The organism is Heyndrickxia sp. FW510-T9, from assembly GCF_058781025.1.
In genome coordinates this window covers 40,579-59,948 of record NZ_JBYSWK010000026.1, presented here as the reverse complement: position 1 = coordinate 59,948, position 19,370 = coordinate 40,579, and the positions used below count along the sequence as shown (strand labels likewise).

Here is a 19,370-nt window from a genome sequence, read left to right as displayed (position 1 = left end):
GAACACGTCCTTTTAAATGATGATTGTATTATAAGCTAAATCTCATTTTTACGTATCCACTTTTTAGACTAACCTCACTCTCTTCCCTCACTTGTCCTTTTGAGCCTTTCTAAAGGACAGGTTGCATGCCTTTATTCCCTCACTTGTCCTTTTGAGCCTCTCTAAAGGACAGGTTGCATGCCTTTATTCCCTCACTTGTCCTTTTGAGCCTTTCTAAAGGACAGGTTGCATGCCTCTCTTCCCTTAATTGTCCTTTTGAGCCTTGTCTGCTCAAGGAAAGTGGTCATTATTCCATAAAAGAAAAAAACGTGTGCCAATTCACACGTTCCTTTAGCTACTTGAATACTGTTTGAAGTTCTTGCCTTTTCACTGTAAAAATATCAGCAAGATCTTCTACCATAGCACTTGCTGTTGGAAGTTTACCTGCTCCTGGTCCTTGTAAGGTAACTCTCCCTAGTAAGCTTGTGTCAACGGTAATTGCATTATCAACACCGTCAACCGAATAAAGTGGATTTGCTTCTTCTACTAATATTGGTTTGACGGTTGCTTTAATCACACCATTTTCCCGGTATATATCTGCTACATGTTTATATCTTAAGTTCAGCTTCTCGGCTTCCTTCACTTGATCGGCTGTAATCTCTGTAATACCTTCTACTTCAACATCTGACCAGTTAGGTTGCTGGCCAAATGCAAGTTCACTTAAAATCATTGTTTTGCAAAATGCATCTTTGCCGCTTATATCACTTGTTGGATCTTCTTCTGCAAAACCATTACGTTGAGCTAATAACAGTGCTTCAGCAAAAGAATGGCCGCGTTTTCGCATTTCGGTTAAAATAAAATTCGACGTTCCGTTTACGATGCCTTGAATTCTCTCAATTTGATTGACTTGCAATAATTGCTTCAGCGTTCTAATAATAGGCACTCCGCCGGCAGTCGTTGCTTCAAAACCAACATTTACACCATATTCCTGCCCTATTCGAAGGAGCGATTTCCCATAGCGAGCAAACATCACTTTATTCGCCGTTATCACCTGTATTCCTTTTACAATTGCTCGGTTTAAATAAGTAAAGCAGGGCTCCTCACCAACTATTGCTTCAAAGATTACTTGTAAACCTGGGATGTTTAAAATATCTTCAAATTCTGTAGTGACTAAAATTCCAGGATCAATATCTCGTTTTTTATGGGGATCCTTTATCAGTACTCCTGCAATCTCTACTTCTGCGCCTAATAGATTTTTCAGCTGCTGCCCATGGGTTTTTATAGCTGTATACACACCTTGACCAACTGTACCATATCCTAACAGGGCTGCTTTTATAATCGCCATTTCATCACCTTTCCTTTTCGGCATATACAACACTATGAATAGGTGCACATCACGCTATCATTAATTTGTACTACTTACACCGGTTAGTTTTTTTTCTAATTGATGCTGTATTAAATGGCCCCAGTTCTCGAATTCTACTAAAAAACCATCATGGCCAAAATCAGTCTGGATCTTAAAAAAGTTGCCATTTGGTACTGCTTGAATAAAGGCTTGAATCTCTTCACTTGGATAAATAAGATCATGCTCAAATCCAATTCCCGTTACATAGGCTTTGATACAAGAGGCTGCTTGCCCCCAGCCTCCTCTGCCTCTGCCTATATCATGTGAATTCATGGCTTTAAGCAAAACTAGATAGCTATTCACATCAAAGCGTTTTGCTAATTTTTCCCCTTGATAGTGCAAATAAGATTCCACACTATATAAATCTGAAGAATGTCTTTCCCGCCCGAATCGCTGCGAAAATAACGTTGGACTACGATACGTTACCATTCCTGCCATTCTTGCAACTTCAAAGCCTTTTACTTCATGAGAAAATTGATAATACCCATTTTTAAAATTCGCATCCCCTTCGATTGCTGCAATCCCGATGCGGTTAAAGGCAATTCCGTAATCACTCAATGCTGGGGTCGATGCAAGCACAAAAAGCTGTTCCATATCATCTGGATACAAAACTCCCCACTCTAATACCTGCATGCCACCTAAAGATCCACCAATTACAGCTTTTAGCTCTCGAATACCTAGTTGGTTTAAAGCTTTACGCTGGGCGTGAACCATATCCCGGATCGTAATAGTGGGAAAGGATGAGCGATATTCTGGCTGACCAGATAAAGGACCAGTCGAGCCATCACAGCCACCTAAAACATTAAAAGTAATCACTTGCCAATGATCGGTATCAATATTCTTCCCACTGCCAATGAGCCCACTCCACCAGCCAAGCTCCTCGTTCGTTCCAATCGAAAATTGATTTCCGGTTAATGCATGGCATACAAGGATAACTGGAGCATTCTCAGGGCCTTGTCGTTCATAAGCTAGCTCAATATCTAGCATTCCACCATTTTCTAATTCCATTTTGCCGATACTTGTTGTTTGAATGTTTGTCATAATACCGAAACAGCTGTTGCTTTTTCTATGGCTTGCTCAAGATCAGCAATAATATCTTCTACTGCTTCCAAACCAACAGATAGACGAATTAGCTCTTCTGTTACACCTGTTTGTTTTAAATCTTCTGCGCTTAATTGTTGATGAGTAGTGGATGCTGGGTGGATAATTAGTGATTTCGCATCCCCGACATTCGCTACATGTGACCAAAGCTGAATATTATCGATCACCTTACGCCCTGCTTCTCTTCCGCCTTTTATGCCAAAATTCACAATGGAACCAAATCCATCTTTGAAATACTTTTTTGCTAATTCATGGGAAGGATGGCTCTCTAAGCCTGTATAGCTTACCCACTCGACTGCAGGGTGATTTTGTAAAAACTGTGCAACTTCAAGGGCATTTTCATTATGTTTTGGTACTCGTAAATGCAATGTTTCAAGTCCTTGCAAAAATAAGAATGCACTATCTGGACTTAATGCTGGACCAAAATCACGAAGCAATTGAACACGAAGCTTCGTAGCAAAAGCGGCCTGTGGTACGTCCACTCCATAACGCAGACCATGGTAGCTTACATCCGGTTCCTTGAAGCCTGGGAATTTATCACTGTTCCAGTCAAATTTTCCGCCATCTACAACCACTCCCCCAATTGCTGTGCCGTGACCACCAATCCATTTTGTTGCTGAGTGAACAACGATATCTGCTCCCCATTTGATAGGGTTAGTTAAGTAAGGAGTGCCAAACGTATTATCGACAATCAAAGGAATACCATTTTCATGGGCAACCTTTGCAACTGCCTCTACATCTAATACGTGCAAGCTTGGATTTCCGATAATTTCGGCGAACAATGCTTTTGTGTTTGGTGTAATTGCTTTTCGAAAGTTTTCCGGATCATCGGCATCAACGAATTTAACATTAATTCCGTACTTTGGAAGCGTTACTGCAAATAGATTGTAAGTACCTCCGTAAAGATTTCCTGCAGCTACGATCTCATCCCCTGTACCCGCAAGATTTAGTATGGAGAATGCTATTGCTGCGGATCCTGATGCTAGGGCAACTGCCGCAGTTCCTCCTTCAAGCAAGGCAACACGTTTTTCAAAAACATCTACTGTTGGATTTCCAATTCGGGAATAGATATAACCTTCTTGTTCTAACGCAAATAAGCCTTGTGCGTAATCAGTATCTTTAAAAACATAGGATGTCGTTTTATATACGGGAACTGTGCGAGATCCTGTTGTAGGATCCGCTTGTTGACCTCCGTGAAGTAATAATGTTTCTGGGCGAAGTTGTTTTTGTTCTGTCATCTTTACATTCCTCCATTTTTTTGTTTTAAAGGCTTTTTTCTTATACTTTGTTGCTTTTAAAGCTGAAAAACCTGTAAGCATCGTTAATTAGGTTATTAGTGAATAGACCTTTTAAGAATAGATGCTCCTGAACTGAGTCCGTATTAGGATTGATAGCCATTTACGAAAAACAACAATCTTTACGAAAACAGTCTTTGTTAATCGAGAAATTTTCAAGACAAGGGTGGGGTTTACAAAGAGGAAATTAAAAAACCCTCTTCATAAGAAGAGGGTTCATATACAGATTCCTCCCCTTATCTTTCAGATCACTTCGATCTGTAGGAATTAGCACCTTATCAAACATGGGTGTTTGATGGTTGCCGGGCATCAAAGGGCCTAGTCCCTCCGCCGCTCTCGATAAGAGTATTCATTTAGTTTTCATAAAATTTTAAATTGCTCTTAATGTGCATTATAGAAGAGTCGGAAATCATAAGTCAATAGTTTTTTGAAAAATTATTAAAGTGATAATTCGATTGCTTTTTCAAATTGACCAATAATATCTTGCGCATCCTCAATCCCAATAGAGATGCGAACTACTTGTTTAGTAATGCCAATTTTATGTTGGAGCTCAGATGGCAATGCCCGATGGGATGTGCCAAGTGGATAGGAAACAGTCGTTTCAACACCTGCTAAAGTTGGAACGATTTTTACCCAGCCAAGGGATGAAAAAAATCGATTAATATCGCATTTCTCCGCTAATTCAATCGTGACAATTGCTCCATTTCCTTTTTCAGATACAAACTCAGGGTAGTAAACTTTTTTTACTGACGGGTTTGTTCTAAGGGAAATCGCTAATTGTTTTGCATTTGCAGCTTGTCGTTCCATGCGCAGTGCTAATGTTTTCATGCCACGACATGTTAACCACGCCTCAAATGGGCTTAAGTTAGCCCCAAGATTGACAACTTTTTCGCGCGCTTTTTTCACAAGCTCTGTTTCTCCCACCAAAACCCCTGCTGTTACATCACTATGACCGCCTAAATACTTTGTCGCACTATGGACAACCAGGTCAATTCCTTCTAGATATGGCTGCTTCAAATAAGGGCTCGCGAAAGTATTATCGACCATCGTAGTAATGGCATTTTCTTTTGCTATTTCAACTAATTTTCCAATATCCTCTATACGTAAAAATGGATTGGTTACCGTTTCCGAATAAAGCAGGGTTGTATTTTTTTGAATGGCATTTTTCACTTGTTCAGAATCCTCGAATGGAACAAATGTCGTTTCAATACCGAATTGTTTAAGCTCTTCTTTTAATAGATGATAGGTTCCACCATATAGGTCCTCCGCTGCTACTATATGATCTCCTGCTTTTGCTATCGATAAAATTCCTGCTAAAATAGCAGACAAACCTGATGAGGCCGCAACTCCTGCTGGTGCACCTTCCAATGCCGCAACAGCCTGCCCCAATTCATCGGTATTCGGATTTCCTGTTCGACTATAAAGGTAAGGAGATTCCCCCTGATAGAAACCTTCTAACTCTTCCAAACTCGAAAACGTAAAAGCTGTCGTTTGATAGATTGGTGTCGTTTTACTACGTATGGCATTCGTGTTTTTCAATGAGCTATGTACTGCTTTTGTATCAAATGAAACGTCCAATTTCCACACCCCGCATATTGTATTTATGGCTCTTTTCTTAAACTTTATTTTTATTGTAAAATGAAAATCTTTTTCCTTCTTTATTCGACTTAAGAATGGTTAGTCCTTTTAAGAAAAGATGCCCCGAAGCTCAGTCTATATTAGAATAAATAAACATTTACGAGAAACACAATCTATAAGAAAGTAGCCTATTTGATTAAATCAGATTGTACGACTGGAAAGTTTTGATGTCAAAGGATTTTTATTTTGAGTGCATGGGCACCCAGAATATAGTACTGTTCCAAATGGTGGTCGAACTGCTTGAACAAGTGAAATTAGCTCCTCAAATTTCTACAAGCCTTTATGAGGGGCGAATAACAGTGCAGTGAAAGTAGATCGGCCGACCTTTGCATATTTAAAACCGAGATGTTAACAACATCTCGGCAGTATCTACAATATAGGCGATAATAGTCGTGAAATAGATTCCTTGAAGCGGATAGACTTCGGACGTGTTCGGTAATCTTCGATGGTTAGCTCCCGAGATTTTAGCATATCTTCTTTGTAAATGGCTTCGAGCTTTTTCGCAATATATTGGCTATATAGAAAGGCATTTACCTCGAAGTTTAAGCGGAAGCTGCGGTTATCGATATTTGCTGTACCAACCGTTGCGATTTTCCCGTCGACGACGAGCATTTTGGCATGAATAAAACCATTTTCATAAATATATACTTTCGCATTTGTTTTCAAAAGCTCGCCAACATTTGAATAAGTTGCCCAATACACAAACATATGATCAGGTTTATTCGGGATCATTAAGCGCACATCGACCCCAGAGAGTGCCGCGATTTTCAAAGCATTAAGCAAACTATCGTCAGGAATAAAATAGGGGGTTTGCATATATATATATTTTTTAGCTGAATTGATCATTTTTATATAGCCATTCTTAATTTGTTCCCATTCCGAATCAGGACCACTAGATACGATTTGCACATCGGTATCCCCGGTGGATTGAATTTCTGGGAAATATCTTTTTTCATAGCGAATTTCCTTCGCTGATGCTTGGTTCCAATCAAGAATAAAGCGTGTTTGCATGGCATAAACGGCCTTACCAATAATTTTCAAATGCGTGTCCCGCCAGTATCCAAATTTATCATCTAAGCCAAGATACTCATCTCCGATATTAAAACCGCCGATATAGCCTATCTCCCCGTCAATAATAGCAAGTTTCCTGTGATTTCGAAAATTTACGCGCAAGTTAACATGGGGAATTTTTGCAGCAAAGAAAGCCGCAACCTCACCACCAGCACTGACTAATTCTCTGAAAAATTTCTTCGGTAATTCCCGAGATCCCATGTCATCATAAACAAAACGGACCTTAACTCCTTCTTTTGCTTTAAGGATTAATAATTCAAGAAGCTGTTTACCAAGATTATCATTTCGAATAATGTAATAAAGAAGATGGATATGATCTTTTGCCTGCTCAATATCCTTGAATAAAGAATGGAACTTATCTTTCCCATCGATGAAAATTTCCACATCATTGTCATGGGACATGACTGCGCCGTCATTCACGAGCAGCATATACACTAAATCTTTATACTGAACGGTACGCTCATCGTGAAACGGAAAAGAATTGTGACGTAACAAATCAATTTGTTGATGCGTAATTTCTTTGATTCCAATTTTCTCTTGATCCTTCCAATAGAAGATTCTTCTTCTACTGAGGTTTTGTCCCAATATTAAGTAAATAATAAAGCCTACGATAGGCAAAAATAAGAGGACGAGCATCCAAGCCCAAGTCGCTCCAATATGTCGCCTCTCTAAAAAGATAACGACCCCGGCTAAAACAAAATTTAATAAGAAAAAAAATGCAAATAAGACCGTCGTAATTGTCATTCTGTTCTCCTTTTATCCAATCCCACTTACAATCCATATTAATCTGTATCATACCATATAAGGGTTGAAAACTTCCATTAATGAAGGATTGTGACAATCAATGTTTCAATTTTTTAGGCTGTTTTCGTACATTTTATCGTTATTCCCTAAGTTTCAACGACAAAACTTCCTTATTTAAGTGAAAGATCACACCTATTTCGTGAATTTCAATGTGCTTTTAGCCAATATTAATGCTCTATTAACGAATCAAAAAAAATGAACAAAGTTTAATAATAGAGTCATTTTTAAAAACCTAATCCTTCTAGTTTATCGTTAATCTTTATAAAAAATACCTCATACGGATTATGCGATATACTATATTGCTATAAAAAAAGAACCCAAGAATTCCTGCAGTTTCCGTAAACAGGTTCCTTGAATTCTATTTTCAAATGAAAGTATAATATTTCATCGTATAAATCATTTAACAAGTTTAACATCTGTCTAGCTGCAGCGCCTATCGGCTAGCGGATTTCTACGTCTTCTCCCTACGATAAGTCAACATCGACTTGTTCCTCGCCGTGTTTCCTTTATATCAGTCGAAGTCTACGAAGGTGAAATTACACTTCAAATTTCACTCATCCGTACGCCGATGAACAAGGCGCTTCCGCTTTTCTATTTATTTAATCCCGCTTGTCGATATCCCCTTAACAAATTGCTTTTGAAAGATAAGGAAGATAATGATCATCGGTAAGGTTAACATGATAACTCCAGCAAGGACACTATTCCAATACGCACTATATTGCCCATAGAATGAATTTAACCCAACTGGCAAGGTGTACATGTCATCACCTGTTGACAATAACACAGGCCATATAAAGGAATTCCAGTTCGCTTGAAAGGTGAATATAATTTGCGTTGCTAGCAATGGTCGGGAAAGTGGTAAGAATATTTTAAAGAAGATTCCCCATTTTCCTAAGCCATCCATTTCTGCTGCTTCCTCTAGTTCTTTCGGAACTCCAAGGAAAAATTGTCTTGCTAAGAAGATCATGAACGGACTCATTAAGAAAGGTATCGTTAATCCCTTATAGGTATCTATCCATCCAAGATTTGCTAACAGCATATAAATTGGTACGAGCAACACCTGTCCCGGAATCATCATGATTGCTAGGAAGATATAAAACAATACTCCACGTAAAGGAAATTTAAATCTTGCGAAGGCATAACCGGCAAGTGTATTCACAATCAGGTTCCCAATGGTAACGATAATGGCAACGAATAAACTGTTAAACAGCCATCTTCCAAATGGGAAGTTATGCAAAATATAAGTGTAGCTTTGAAAATTCAGCTTGCTAAATGGCGTCCAAAAATGAAACACTTCATCCGTTGGTTTTAAGGATGTATAAACGGACCATAAAAATGGAACTAGTGTTAATAATGAATAAAATATGGCTACCACGTAGAGGGCAGTACGATTTCTCTTCAATTTCCTTCCCCCTTACTTATCTTCTCGGCCTAAGAAGAAGTTTTGGATTAGAGTGAATATCAGGATGATTGCAAACAATACAAATGCCATTGCCGAAGCATATCCCATCTGCATCGTTTTAAACCCTTTGTTAAAAATATCTAATACGACTGTGAGGGTCGAATTTAATGGCCCGCCATTCCCTCCAGAGATGACATATGCTTGATCAAATACTTGGAAGGTTCCAATCATGGACATAACAACATTTAAAAAGGTTGTTCTTTTTAAAAGCGGGATAGTTACGTGCCATAGAAGTTTCCAGCCACGAGCACCGTCCATTTCTGCAGCTTCATAAACTTCTTCCGGAATATCTTGGAGTCCAGCTAAATAAATAATCATAAATTGACCTACACTTGACCATATTGCCATCATCATGATTGCTGGAAGTGCAAAAGTTGGACTGTTGAAATAGTTCGGCCCATGAATTCCAAAGTTCGCTAAAAATTTATTTAAAAGACCATCAGGTGAAAACATAAATATGAACATAACACTGACTGCTACAGTTGAAGTTACAGTCGGTAAGTAGTAAGCAATCCGGAAAAATGTTTTGCCGCGGATATTGTTTACAATTAGCGCTAAGAAAAGCGCAATCGCTGTCTGAATTGGAACAACGCCAAGAGTATATAGGGAAGTATTCCAAAGAGCTCGCAAAAATTCCTTATCTTGAAACAAGTGGATGTAGTTAGATAATCCAATAAATTTTGCGTTTTGAGGATCTAAGAAAGAAAAACGGAAAAAGCTTATATAAAAGGCATAAAAAATTGGTCCGATCAAAAAGACAATTAATGCCACTAGTGCAGGAAAAAGAAATAAATAGCCATTCATGGCTTGATCAAATTTATTTTTCATTAATAATCGATTTCTTGTTTTTTTCATTTAATGTCACTTCCTAACAGAAATGAGTGAAACAAATGCAAACCCCGAAGGTTTGCATTTGTCTATTTTCAAGGCTCTTTTCTTAAACTTTGCTGCTCTTGTATACAAAAACTCCAAGTAACAACCTGTCTAGGTTAATATGCACAAAAATTATAAGAAAAGATGCCACGAAGTTACTCTTCATTAGTATTTATATCGATTTGCGAAAAACAATAATTGATACGAAAACAGACGTTTTCAATTATTGTTGTTGACTTTCAACTGTTTGCTGTGCTTGTTTTAAAACTTTTGATGGAGCAAGTCCTTTCAAAGCACCTTCTTCTGTAGCTTTGTTGATTGCATCCACAAAATTTTGTCCATAAGTACCAAATTGGTAAGGACTAGCAGATTTAACACCATTTACAAATGCTTTGTAATCTGGATTTTTATCCAAAAATGCACTTTCTTGACTTTGACGAGATGGAATTGCTAGTCCGGATTCTGCTGTCATCTTTTCTGCTTCTTTACCAGTCATAAAGAACAATAATTTTGCTGCTTCTTTCGGATGTTTCGTTGAGTTTGCCATAGAATAGCTAACAGTAAATGTCATATTAGAGCTATTGCCATTAGCTGTTGGGAAATCAGAAATACCGAATTTTAGATCTGGTGCAGAATCCTTCATGAACGGAAGAACCCATGCTCCTTCAAGAGCCATTGCTACTTTACCTTGAGAGAATGGAGCACCTGCCCAGTCGCCGCCTAAATCTTTCGGTGTAACAATATTTTTATTCTTAATATTATCGATAAAGAATTTTAATCCCGCTTCATTTGTAGCATCATCCAATGTTACTTTATTGGAAGAGCTATCATAGTAGCTGCCGCCAAATTCTTTGATAAGTGGATAATAGCGTGCCACATCGATTGGCATTGAAAGTGGTGCTATACCTTTAGACTTAAAGATTTCAGCATCCTTTAAAAATTCTTCCCATGTTGTTGGCGGAGAGTCAATCCCTGCCTTAGCAAATAGGTCTTTATTATATTCAAGTGCCATTGTGTTATAGTCTTTTGGCAATCCATAAGTTTTGCCTTTCCATTTAAACGCTTCCAAAGCTGCCGGAGCGAAATCACTTGTATCTACTTTTTCCTTGCTAATATAGTCATCTAATGGTGCTAAAACACCTGAATCTTCAAGTGTAGGTGCATAAGAAGCATCCACATAGAAAATATCTGGGGCTGTTTTAGAAGCTAACATTGGTTGTAATACTTGCAAATAGTTTCCTGTAATTACTTGTTCTTTTACTTTAATATTTGGGTTTGCTTTTTCGAAGGCAGCGATTTGTTGATCTACTAGCTTCTTTTCAGCAGGGCTAGATGCCCACATGCCTAACTTTATTGTTACCTTTCCGCCATCAGAACTACTGCTGCTGTCGTTTGAACTACAACCTGCTACTAAACCAATACTCATAACAACTGCTGAAGCAACTCCTAGTATTCTACTTTTCATTATTTTTCCCCCTTTTATTAAATGTAAATTGGTTTGAAACATTTTCATAAACCGCTTACATTTTTCAATATACACCCAACACTCTTGCATAGTCAAGATGATATTTTTAACTTTATTTTACTAGTATTCTATAACTACTCTCTCCAACTAGGAGAGAGTAGATGGATACTGAATCTTTTTTTTACAAAGCAAATTGCACCTTAAATCCAGTAGTATTATTCAAAATGCTAAAAGTCGTTTCGCCATCATGCGCTCTTTGCACAACAATGCTCAAAGTTCCATCTGCAACACGAAGATTTTCAATTTTTAGTTCATCCATACCAGCTGGCAAAGTCGGATTGATGGTAATAATCTCTTTAGTCGCGTCTGGAACCAAGCCTAAAATTGCCTGCAGCGCCAATATTGGAGTTCCTGCCGCCCAAGCTTGTGGAGAACAAGAAACCGGATATGGAATCGGCTTAGCTGTTTCATTTTCACCATACCCTGTAAACAATTCAGGTAAACGCATTAAAGGAAAGTGGGAAGCTGTCTTTAATAAACCACCTGTTAACGTGCCAACTGCGTCTTTTCTGCCATATAGCTGCATTCCGGAAAGAATGAGCGAATTATCGTGCGCCCAAATAGACCCATTGTGATAACTAAGTGGGTTATATCCAACCTCCTTAGCTGACAATGTGCGAATGCCATATCCATTGAACATATCATCTTGCAATAAGCGATTAATTAATTTATCTGCATATTCTTTAGGAAGAATACCTCCCCATAAAACTTGTCCAGCATTTGAAGAAACACTAGCAACTTTGTTCTTCTCACCATCTAGGGCAAGTGCAACTGCATGTTCGTCTTCCATCCAAAATTCTTTAATGAATTTGGACTGCAGATCTTTTGCTTTGTTTGCAAAATCGTTGCTAAGTGAAGTATTTCCTAGTGATGCATATATTTCTGACCATTGCTTATAAGCTCGATACGTATACGCCTGTACCTCACTAAGTGCAATTGCACCTGTCGCTAGTGTACCGTCTTTGTGAACATTGGAATCTCCTGAATCCTTCCAGCCCTGGTTGGCAAGACCTTTACTTGCCTCTTGATAATACTCTACAAAACCATCCCCATCACGATCACCATAAGCCTCCACCCATGCAAAAGCACGTTCAACCGTAGGTAATAGTTCGTTAATAAACTCTTTATCACCAGTCCATTGCAAATATTCTGCAGCCAGTATTAAGAATAGAGGTGTAGCATCAATCGTTCCGTAATAGGGCCCGAATGGAAGCTCCTTCGTTCTAGTCACTTCTCCAGATCTAAGTTCATGCATAATTTTCCCTGGCTGTTCATCACGCCATGGATCTACTTTTGTCCCTTGATATGCCGCCATTGTCTTTAATGTGCCCTTTGCCACTTCCGGATGTGCAGAAAGTAGCTGGAATGCAGTAATAAGACTGTCACGACCGAATGGGACCGCAAACCAAGGTACACCTGCGACTGGAAATTGGCCATAGCCAATATCGGTTAAAAGCATCCGAATATCGGAAAGACCTCTGTTATACCAAGTTTGGAATGAATCGTCACCACATACTTGCGGTGCACCTTCTCCCCAAGATTTGTAAGATTCTTCAACATTAGATTGTTTGATCTGTAAATTGGTTGATAAATGGTTGGTAACTTCAGCATAATCGACAGCAATAATATATTTAAGTGTCTCTTTTCCACCTATGACAATCTGTTTTGACAACCCAAGGGAGGTACCATTATTTTCTACTGTAAATTGGTCACCATTTAATACTTCGCCATGAATATATATAGTGCTCTCTACTCCATCCAGCGCTAAATGGGATAGTTTCAAAGCATTTCCTTCCGTTCCTACTGTCCTCTCATTCATCTGTCCCTTACTTGCAAAACCTCGTACTTGGAACATATCTAAAAAGTCAGCATCCGCTTGATAGTTCAACTTCAGCTCAATTGAACTTGCAGAATAGTTGTGAATTGTTACTTCTTCAAAGAACGTTTTCCCATCGACGAACTGTTTTCTAGTTACAAGCAGCACTTCACGTAGAATTTGAATGGCTCCATCCTCTTGTAATTCACGATTCGTATATCGATACGTTCCTAAATAATTGTTTGAAACATCTGCATCTAAGGGCACCAAAATATTAGGAGATACTTCAAAATTAAAATTTGAAAGAATACGTGTATCCTTTGTATACAAACCATATCCAAAATAGTTTTGATTGGACTGTGGAATGTTACCGTTTTCATCTGATAGGTAAAATAAATCATTTTCCTTTATTACGTGAAAAGTCATTTTAATTCCTCCAAGTAAATAATAATTATTCGCTACAACCTGAAGATTATCGCTTCATATGGTCTAAGATTGATTTTCTTGTTAAGCTGATTTGTCTCAATATCTGGATAATTAGATAAAACTAGCTCATAATTATCATTCCGCAATAATTCAGGAATTTCAAACACAGAGCTACTTTCAGAATGATTTAAAATAATGAACCAACATTCCGAATTGAGTTCCCTTTTATAGGCATATATTTCTGGATGATGATTCGACAAATCCTGATAGTCGCCATATGTCATCACTGGATTTTGCTTTCTTAATTGGATTAGTTTTTTATAGAAATGTAAAACAGCATCCGGATTTGCCAATTCCTTTTCAACGTTAATATCTTTGTGATTGTCATTTACATGAATCCATGATTCCCCAATAGTAAACCCAGCATTAAGCCCGTCAGTCCATTGCATAGGCGAGCGTGAATTATCCCTAGCTAACGGCTTTAATTCTGAAAAGACCTCGGATGGTTCCCTACCTTTTGCCACTTCTTCTTTATATTTATTATGAAATGCAATATCCTTGTAGTCCTCAATACGATGATAATCTACACCTGTCATCCCGATTTCTTCTCCTTGATAAATATACGGAGTACCAGGCAATGTATGGACCATCGTAGCGAGAAGCTTAGCGGATTGGACACGAAACTCCTTATCATTCCCAAATCTAGTCACTTGCCTTGTATGGTCATGATTGTTTAGAAACTGGCAATTCCAGCCTTTCCCCCACAAACCTGCATACCATCTATTCTGAATATCTCTATATCTTTGTATATCCCAAGCTGGCATCTCATCACACACTTCGAAATGAAATAAACTATGAAGCTCATTACGATCTTCGCCAACATACTTCACCCCATCTTCCGGGCCAACGAATGCAATCTCCCCTACGGTTAAAATATCATAGTGCCGTAGTACCTTTTCATTTAATTCCTGTAAAAAAGTATGGATTCCAGGATTGTTTGTTAAGTAGCGAATATCATTTGGGTTCTCTGCATCTGGAAAGCCTGCTTGTTTTTTCAATAAGGCAATCGCATCCATTCTAAATCCATCAATTCCTTGGTCAAGCCAAAAGCGCATCATTCTATATATTTCTTCCCGTAATTCTGGATTTTCCCAGTTTAAATCCGGTTGCTCTGATGCAAAGGAGTGAAAATAAAATTCATCCGTTCGTTCGTCATAATCCCAAGTAGATGGTGTAAAATACGAACGCCAATTGTTTGGCGGATTTCCATCCTTTCCAGGACGCCAAATATAATAGTCACGCTTAGGATGATCTTTCGAGGATCTTGATTCCTGAAACCATGGATGTTGATCGGATGTATGATTGACAACTAAATCCATGATCAATTTCATTCCCATAGAGTGAACCTTTTCTAGCAAGTTCCTCCAGATTTCAATAGTCCCAGCTTTCTCCATAATAGAGTAGTAGTCTCGTATGTCATAACCATTATCAATATCCGGTGAATCAAAACATGGATTTAACCAGATAACATCTACACCTAAGTCCTTAATATAATCAAGTTTTTCTATTAAGCCTTGTAAATCACCTATACCGTCTCCATTTGAATCATAGAAGCTTCGCCAGTACACTTGATATACAACTGCTTCTTTCCACCAGATTTGTTTCAATTGTATTAACTCCTCTTCATAAGAAAAGCGCAAGCGCCTTGCGCATTTGTTCTTGTTTGTCTTAATCGGGTACTATAATACGAACAGATTCCCGCTCCACAATATGATGGGAAACGTAATGAATACTGTTGTCAATACTTGTCGATTGATCTTCAATGCATTTTAACAAGTGCGAAATGGCAAATTCACCAATTTGCTTTAACGGTTGTGCTACTGTCGTTAAGGTAGGTGTACTCATTTGACAAATTCGCAAATCATCATAGCCCATGACAGAAATATCTTCTGGAACACGTATTCCCTTATCACGTAGACATCTCATTGCACCTATTGCCATCTCATCACTTGCTGCAAAAACGGCAGTCAATTTGTTCGCAGTTTGTTTCTCCAACAACCTAGCCATTGCAAGATAGCCGTCTTCAAAACGAAATTCTCCATACTCAACCCACTCATCAGTGGCGGAGATGGAATGGTGCTGAAGTCCTGCTTTATATCCATTTAACCGGGTTTGTCCAGCGATAATATCTGTATTCGGACCTGATATCATTCCAATACGTTTGTGACCTCGTGAAATTAAATAAGACACAGCATCATAGGATGCCTTGTAATCATCGACACGAAATGATTTTAAAGGATATGTTCCATAGCTTTGCGTTAATGCTAAAACAACAGGAACATCTAATCGAGAAAGGATGGCATCATAGTCGTTCGTGATCGGACGACTCGTGAAAATAATTCCGTCCACTTGATGTTGCTTCAAAAAGGTGAGGCCTTCCTGAACTCTGTATTCACTATGCTGTGCATCAAAAAGCAAGATTTTCATATTATTTCTTCTTGCAACTTCCTCTATCCCAACATAAAGTTCATTGAAGAAAAAATCAGAAATTCCTGGTACAATTAAACCAATGGTATTTGTTTTTTGAACACTTAGACCACGTGCAATGGCATTCGGTGAGAAACCTAATGCATCGATGGCTTCCTGCACCTTAATCTTTGTTTCTTCCCCTACCAGCTCAGGGTTATTTATTACGCGCGATACAGTTGCTGGTGAAACATTAGCTGCATTTGCGACATCACGGATTGTAATCTTCATTTCGCCATTTCTCCTAAATAATAAATGAAACATTTTCATAAAGCGGTTTCATGAAAATTATATGAAAAAATAGCAACACTGTCAATTTAGCCTTTTCGTAATATTGATGTTTTTGCGTATATGCATATTTAATTGGGAAATTGAAGCAGATAATCTAGACTACTACCTATAATTAAATCTATTAAGGAAGGAAGAATGAGTAACAAAGAAAGGTCCTATGTTATGAAAACATAGAACCTAGTTGAACCTATATGAATGATTAGAATATAGGAAAAGAACAAATCATTGCTTCTTATTTATAATTTAATTCACGATTTCTTGAACGAGCTTTTTGTTCCTCTTATAAAATACCTCATTGTGAGAAGAAACCATCGCAATGGAATCGGCCTTCGGATCAATATATTGTTTTGCTTTATTAACAGCATTAGCTGCATCCTGAAATGCTCCGGCTATTAAATTCAACTTTCCATCATGCTTTAAAATATCACCTGCCGCATAAAGACCAGGTACAGATGATTCGCTCATCGATGTTCCATCAATGTAAAATTGCTCAGCAAGTTCAATATTTAACTCACTATTATTCAGAAGATCTGCATCAATATCGAAACCATGATTAACAACAACCTCGTCGACCTCTACTTCTGTCACTTCCCCAGTGAAACATTGTTCTAGCTGCACACGTTCAATTCGATCTCCACTTCCAGCGATTAATTTAGAAATCCTAGTTCTGGCAAGGCAGTCTACAGAACTACATTGCAATTGATTTATTTGGGATTCATGTCCGGTTAAACATTCTTTACGATGAGTTACATAAACTTTTTTTGCGATAGGCTCTAATTCATTTGCCCAATCAATGGCCGAGTTTCCTCCTCCAGAAATTAAAACAATTTTATCCTTAAAATATTTCAATGATTTTACGGTATAATGCAGATTTGAAACCTCAAAGCGTTCGGCACCTTCAATATTAAGTTTTTGATGATTAATAATCCCGCTGCCAATTGCAACAATAACCGCTTTTGATAAATGTTCACGTCCAGATTCAGCCTTTAAAATAAATAATCCGTCTTCATTTTTTGATATGGAAACAATTTTTTCATTTAAGACAACCTCCGGGTTAAATGTTAGACCTTGTTCCACAAGCTGATCTATTAATTTTGCTGCTGGAAGTGGTGTAAGCCCTCCAACATCCCATATCATTTTCTCCGGATAAATATGAACTTTTCCACCTAGTTGTGATTGATACTCGACAATCTTCGCTTTCATTCCTCGCAAACCACTGTAAAAAGCAGAATAAAGTCCCGCTGGCCCTCCACCTAAGATCGTAACATCAAAGCATTCTAATATACTCAAGTTGCTCTCTCCTTAACTGTAATGTTGCTAATTATGTTTTATATTCTAATAAAATGTTGGTTGACAAATATAATGAATCACTTTATAGTTACATTGTAACTGATAACGATTATCAATATCAACTATTTATTTTATCGGAGGCTACCTTATGGTTCAGCTCTATACTGATCATTTACATATTGGTTATGGTGAACGATTAATTGTGAAGGATTTGTCTATTGAAATCCCGGAAAAAAGCATTACAACCATAATTGGTTCCAATGGATGTGGCAAATCTACACTATTAAAAGCAATGACACGGATCATTCCTTACCAATCAGGTTCCATTATTCTTGATGGGAAGAGTATTACGAAAGACGATACGAAGAATCTTGCTAAAAAGTTGGCAATTCTTCCACAAACTCCTGAAAGTGCCGCAGGTCTTACGGTTGGTGAATTAGTTTCATTTGGCCGATTTCCTTATCAAAAAGGGTTTGGACGTCTCTCTAAAAAAGATTTAGAGGTTATTAACTGGGCACTCGAAGTAACAGGAACGATAGAATATAAGTTTCAGCCTGTTGATTCCCTATCTGGTGGACAACGTCAGCGTGTTTGGATTGCTATGGCATTAGCACAAGAAACAGAAATGATTTTTCTTGACGAACCGACCACCTATTTAGATATGGCTCATCAATTAGAGGTTCTTGAGCTTCTGCAAAAGCTAAATAAGGAGCAGGAAAGAACGATTGTCATGGTCCTTCATGATATCAATCAAGCTGCACGTTTTTCAGATTACATCATCGCTTTAAAAGACGGTCAGATCATTCAATCCGGTGATTGCGAAAAAGTAATTACTCATCAAGTGCTGAAACAAGTTTATCAAATTGATGCGGATATTGGTCTAGATCCAAGAACAAATAAACCTATTTGTATTACGTATAACTTATTAAAAGGAGAAAATAAGAATGAAGAAGAGAATTATCGCGTTTTTAGTTTTAGTCGTAGTGCTAATGCTTAGTGCATGTTCAAGCAGCGGCAAAGATTCAGCAAATGGTTCGAAAAAAGAGCAAAAAAATGACACGATCACTTATCAATCGGAGAATGGACCAATTCAAGTTCCTGCTCATCCAAAAAGAGTCGTGGTTCTTTCAAGCTATGCGGGGAATGTAATGTCATTAGGAGTACATCTTGTTGGCGTAGATTCTTGGTCGAAGATGAATCCAAATTTCAAGGATAAATTAAAAGGTGTAGAAGCGGTTTCAGAAGATAACTTAGAAAAGATTATTGCCTTAAAGCCAGATTTAATTATTGGATTATCCACAACCAAAAATCTTGATAAGTTGAAAAAAATTGCTCCTACTGTAACCTACACATATGGAAAAGTGGACTATTTAACACAGCATATTGAAATTGGTAAGCTTTTAAACAAAGAAAAAGAAGCTACCGACTGGGTAAATGATTTCAAGAAGCGTGCAGATGAGGCAGGTAAAGAAATTAAAGCAAAAATCGGAGATGACGCAACCGTTTCCGTTATTGAAAACTCTGGGAAACAACTTTATGTATTTGGGGACAATTGGGCACGAGGAACAGAGATCTTATATCAACAAATGGGTCTAAAAATGCCTAAAAAAGTAGAAGAAACGGCTTTAAAACCTGGTTATTATGCCATTTCACCAGAAGTATTACCTCAGTACGCAGGAGATTATGTAATCTTTAGTAAAGACTCAGATGGTGATACATCATTCCAAGAAACTGATACGTACAAAAATATTCCAGCTGTAAAAAATAAGCATGTCTTTGAAGTAAATGCAAAAGGATTTTATTTCAATGATCCATTGACACTTGATTATCAGCTTAAATTTTTCCAAAAAGAATTTCTTGGTAAATAG

The 19,370-nt window shown here is 37.9% G+C and carries 14 protein-coding genes and 1 riboswitch; of the genes, 2 read left to right on the top strand and 12 right to left on the bottom strand.

The window, feature by feature from the left end:
* Positions 1 to 334 precede the first annotated feature (334 nt).
* From AC3WJF_RS14085 to AC3WJF_RS14030, 12 genes are all read right to left on the bottom strand, one after another.
* Positions 335 to 1,324, bottom strand: coding sequence for a homoserine dehydrogenase (locus AC3WJF_RS14085; protein ID WP_492453219.1), 990 nt, complete (start codon positions 1,322 to 1,324; stop codon positions 335 to 337).
* 60 nt (positions 1,325 to 1,384) lie between these two features.
* Positions 1,385 to 2,425, bottom strand: a complete 1,041-nt coding sequence (metX, locus tag AC3WJF_RS14080; protein ID WP_492453215.1) for a homoserine O-acetyltransferase MetX — start codon at positions 2,423 to 2,425, stop codon at positions 1,385 to 1,387.
* A complete protein-coding gene (locus AC3WJF_RS14075) occupies positions 2,422 to 3,723 on the bottom strand; it encodes an O-acetylhomoserine aminocarboxypropyltransferase/cysteine synthase family protein (protein ID WP_492453214.1) in 1,302 nt (433 codons plus the stop codon). The genes metX and AC3WJF_RS14075 overlap by 4 nt, the downstream gene beginning before the upstream one ends.
* 290 nt (positions 3,724 to 4,013) lie before the next feature.
* Positions 4,014 to 4,126: riboswitch (SAM riboswitch) on the bottom strand.
* Positions 4,127 to 4,218: 92 nt separating this feature from the next.
* Complete coding sequence (locus AC3WJF_RS14070) at positions 4,219 to 5,358, bottom strand: trans-sulfuration enzyme family protein (protein ID WP_492453212.1); 1,140 nt, start codon at positions 5,356 to 5,358, stop codon at positions 4,219 to 4,221.
* Positions 5,359 to 5,787: 429 nt separating this feature from the next.
* Positions 5,788 to 7,233, bottom strand: coding sequence for a cardiolipin synthase (cls, locus tag AC3WJF_RS14065; RefSeq protein ID WP_492453210.1), 1,446 nt, complete (start codon positions 7,231 to 7,233; stop codon positions 5,788 to 5,790).
* 655 nt (positions 7,234 to 7,888) lie between these two features.
* The gene (locus AC3WJF_RS14060) at positions 7,889 to 8,695 is read right to left on the bottom strand and encodes a carbohydrate ABC transporter permease (RefSeq protein WP_492453208.1); all 807 of its coding nucleotides are present in this window, start codon (positions 8,693 to 8,695) and stop codon (positions 7,889 to 7,891) included.
* A gap of 12 nt (positions 8,696 to 8,707) precedes the next feature.
* Positions 8,708 to 9,610 carry a carbohydrate ABC transporter permease gene (locus AC3WJF_RS14055; RefSeq protein WP_492453206.1) on the bottom strand — a complete coding sequence of 301 codons (903 nt, stop codon included), beginning with the start codon at positions 9,608 to 9,610 and terminating at the stop codon, positions 8,708 to 8,710.
* Between the two features lie 241 nt (positions 9,611 to 9,851).
* Positions 9,852 to 11,093 carry an ABC transporter substrate-binding protein gene (locus AC3WJF_RS14050; protein ID WP_492453204.1) on the bottom strand — a complete coding sequence of 414 codons (1,242 nt, stop codon included), beginning with the start codon at positions 11,091 to 11,093 and terminating at the stop codon, positions 9,852 to 9,854.
* Positions 11,094 to 11,274: 181 nt separating this feature from the next.
* Positions 11,275 to 13,395, bottom strand: coding sequence for an amylo-alpha-1,6-glucosidase (locus AC3WJF_RS14045; protein WP_492453202.1), 2,121 nt, complete (start codon positions 13,393 to 13,395; stop codon positions 11,275 to 11,277).
* A gap of 32 nt (positions 13,396 to 13,427) precedes the next feature.
* Positions 13,428 to 15,062: a glycoside hydrolase family 13 protein gene (locus tag AC3WJF_RS14040; RefSeq protein ID WP_492453200.1), complete on the bottom strand. Its 1,635-nt coding sequence runs from the start codon at positions 15,060 to 15,062 to the stop codon at positions 13,428 to 13,430.
* A 61-nt stretch (positions 15,063 to 15,123) separates the two neighbouring features.
* Positions 15,124 to 16,152 carry a LacI family DNA-binding transcriptional regulator gene (locus tag AC3WJF_RS14035; RefSeq protein ID WP_492453198.1) on the bottom strand — a complete coding sequence of 343 codons (1,029 nt, stop codon included), beginning with the start codon at positions 16,150 to 16,152 and terminating at the stop codon, positions 15,124 to 15,126.
* Between the two features lie 303 nt (positions 16,153 to 16,455).
* Complete coding sequence (locus AC3WJF_RS14030) at positions 16,456 to 17,502, bottom strand: NAD(P)/FAD-dependent oxidoreductase (RefSeq protein WP_492453196.1); 1,047 nt, start codon at positions 17,500 to 17,502, stop codon at positions 16,456 to 16,458.
* Between the two features lie 148 nt (positions 17,503 to 17,650).
* On the opposite strand from AC3WJF_RS14030, the gene AC3WJF_RS14025 reads away from it, so the two are divergent.
* Together AC3WJF_RS14025 and AC3WJF_RS14020 are read left to right on the top strand one after the other, a co-directional pair.
* Positions 17,651 to 18,499: an ABC transporter ATP-binding protein gene (locus tag AC3WJF_RS14025; protein WP_492453194.1), complete on the top strand. Its 849-nt coding sequence runs from the start codon at positions 17,651 to 17,653 to the stop codon at positions 18,497 to 18,499.
* Positions 18,447 to 19,370, top strand: coding sequence for an iron-hydroxamate ABC transporter substrate-binding protein (locus tag AC3WJF_RS14020; RefSeq protein ID WP_492453192.1), 924 nt, complete (start codon positions 18,447 to 18,449; stop codon positions 19,368 to 19,370). The genes AC3WJF_RS14025 and AC3WJF_RS14020 overlap by 53 nt, the downstream gene beginning before the upstream one ends.

Bases quoted from the DNA above. Each gene is read 5' to 3' on its own strand.
- AC3WJF_RS14025 (WP_492453194.1), top strand. From the start codon at position 17,651: ATGGTTCAGCTCTATACTGATCATTTACATATTGGTTATGGTGAACGA.
- metX (WP_492453215.1), bottom strand. From the start codon at position 2,425: ATGACAAACATTCAAACAACAAGTATCGGCAAAATGGAATTAGAAAAT.
- AC3WJF_RS14055 (WP_492453206.1), bottom strand. From the start codon at position 9,610: ATGAAAAAAACAAGAAATCGATTATTAATGAAAAATAAATTTGATCAA.
- AC3WJF_RS14050 (WP_492453204.1), bottom strand. From the start codon at position 11,093: ATGAAAAGTAGAATACTAGGAGTTGCTTCAGCAGTTGTTATGAGTATT.
- AC3WJF_RS14085 (WP_492453219.1), bottom strand. From the start codon at position 1,324: ATGGCGATTATAAAAGCAGCCCTGTTAGGATATGGTACAGTTGGTCAA.
- cls (WP_492453210.1), bottom strand. From the start codon at position 7,233: ATGACAATTACGACGGTCTTATTTGCATTTTTTTTCTTATTAAATTTT.
- AC3WJF_RS14075 (WP_492453214.1), bottom strand. From the start codon at position 3,723: ATGACAGAACAAAAACAACTTCGCCCAGAAACATTATTACTTCACGGA.
- AC3WJF_RS14035 (WP_492453198.1), bottom strand. From the start codon at position 16,152: ATGAAGATTACAATCCGTGATGTCGCAAATGCAGCTAATGTTTCACCA.
- AC3WJF_RS14045 (WP_492453202.1), bottom strand. From the start codon at position 13,395: ATGACTTTTCACGTAATAAAGGAAAATGATTTATTTTACCTATCAGAT.
- AC3WJF_RS14020 (WP_492453192.1), top strand. From the start codon at position 18,447: ATGAAGAAGAGAATTATCGCGTTTTTAGTTTTAGTCGTAGTGCTAATG.